Below are 1583 nucleotides of genomic sequence, written 5' to 3' on the forward strand. Positions count from 1 at the left end.
ACACGCGGCGAATTTCCGCGGGCGCGGATGGCAGCAAACTGACCTGCACAAGATCAAACAGAAAAAGTTGGCGAAGCAAAGCGAGGGCGACGCGATGGGGCGTCCGCGGATGGCGCGCGAGGCGCAGACGCACGCCTTCATTTTTCTTCCAGGAAGGATGCGCGGCGATCGCTCCGAGAAGCGAAGCAGGAAGATCGAGGCGTTCGAGCAAGATGCAGACGTCGCTTTCCGTGATGCCGGGATTGGCGAGCGCAGCGACAAGGACTTCCTCGTCGGGATCGTGGAGAAGCGCGCGGAGGGCGTCGCCGGAAGCGGTGCGCGCCTCGGCAATGCGCGCAGGGAGTTCACGTTCCATCGGCGGCAACGTCCGGGATGCTTTTGCGCGCGAGTTCGGCGGCAGCACCCGCGGGAGAGGTGCGAAGCGATTCGATACACGCCGCCGGAGCGAGGCGCGACAATTCCTGATCGAGAGCGGCGTCGAGATATTTGCTGTGGCCGAACACGCCGCCTGATTTCGCGACGGGAATTGGCTGATCATTGAGACCGAGCGAATCAACAACGGTTTTCGCAAGGCTTGCCAAGGATTTCGCGGCGCTGGTGAGAATTTGCTGCGCGACAGCATCTCCAGCAGCGGCAGTTTCGACTACCACAGGAAAGAGCTTCGGGAAAACAGCGTCAGGGCGCTTGGCGATGCGTTCGAGAATAGCGTCCCAGTCTTGTGTTTTTCCGGTCTCTTCGGCGCGAAGAATATTCCCGCCGAGAGTGGTGGGCGGGCCGAGGTGGTCGCGAGCGCGCAGAGCTGCCTCGACGGCGTGGCGACCGATGTCGTATGCACTGCCTGGATCGCCGATCCACGGGCCCCAGCCTCCAGCGCGCGTCGTTTTTCCCTCGGAATTGCGCCCGTACGCGGCAGAGCCTGTGCCGGCGACGATGACGACCCCCGCTTCGTTTGCCCGGCGATCGACATTTCTCTGAGCGAGAGCGGCTTCGAAAGCGATTTCGATGTCCGTGATGACGCGAACGGAGGCTTGCGGGAATGCGTGACCAAGGAAGCTGGCTAGCCGGCGCGCGACGCGCGGGCGTCCGGCGCCAGCGACACCCGCGCAGATGGCGCGAACGTTTTCGGTTTCCTGGCGGGCTTCGGTGAGAGCGCGGCGCGCGGTGTCTTCGAGCGCGAAAAAAGCTTTCGCGAATCCGACACGCAGAGGGTTGCCGGGGCCGCCAGTCGTCTCGGCGAGGACGCGCCCTGTGGCGTCGAGGGCGACGCAGTCTGTTTTCGTGCCGCCCGCGTCAAAACCGAGGAAGATGTTCATTTGTCTCGCAGTTCCCTCTCCGCAAATATTACTTCAGCGGCTTAATGCTTTGGCGCGATTTTTTATGCCCGCGCAAGAGGAATTGTTGACATGGCTTGGACGAGGCGGTTAGCATCGCGCCGGTTCCGCCGGTGACGCAGTTTCACCGCGAGCGGACGCCACGCGATGCGCATCAGCACAATCGACATCGTAATCATAGTTGTGTACCTCGCGGGCGTCACGCTGTTCGGCGCCACGTACGGGCGCAGCCAGCGGACGATTCGCGACTAC

At 62.9% G+C, this 1583-nt stretch carries 2 protein-coding genes; both read right to left on the reverse strand.

Annotated elements, in window-relative coordinates:
- Positions 1-355, reverse strand: a 355-nt coding sequence (locus WB528_RS25520) for a hypothetical protein (RefSeq protein WP_423891933.1), incomplete at its 3' end; no start/stop codon positions are given.
- Positions 345-1313, reverse strand: a complete 969-nt coding sequence (locus tag WB528_RS25525) for an N-acetylglucosamine kinase (protein WP_423891935.1) — start codon at positions 1311-1313, stop codon at positions 345-347. The genes WB528_RS25520 and WB528_RS25525, both read right to left, overlap by 11 nt.
- Positions 1314-1583 lie beyond the last annotated feature (270 nt).

This window comes from Bradyrhizobium sp. (assembly GCF_049586575.1).
In the GTDB taxonomy this organism is placed as follows: Bacteria; Pseudomonadota; Alphaproteobacteria; order Rhizobiales; family Xanthobacteraceae; genus Bradyrhizobium.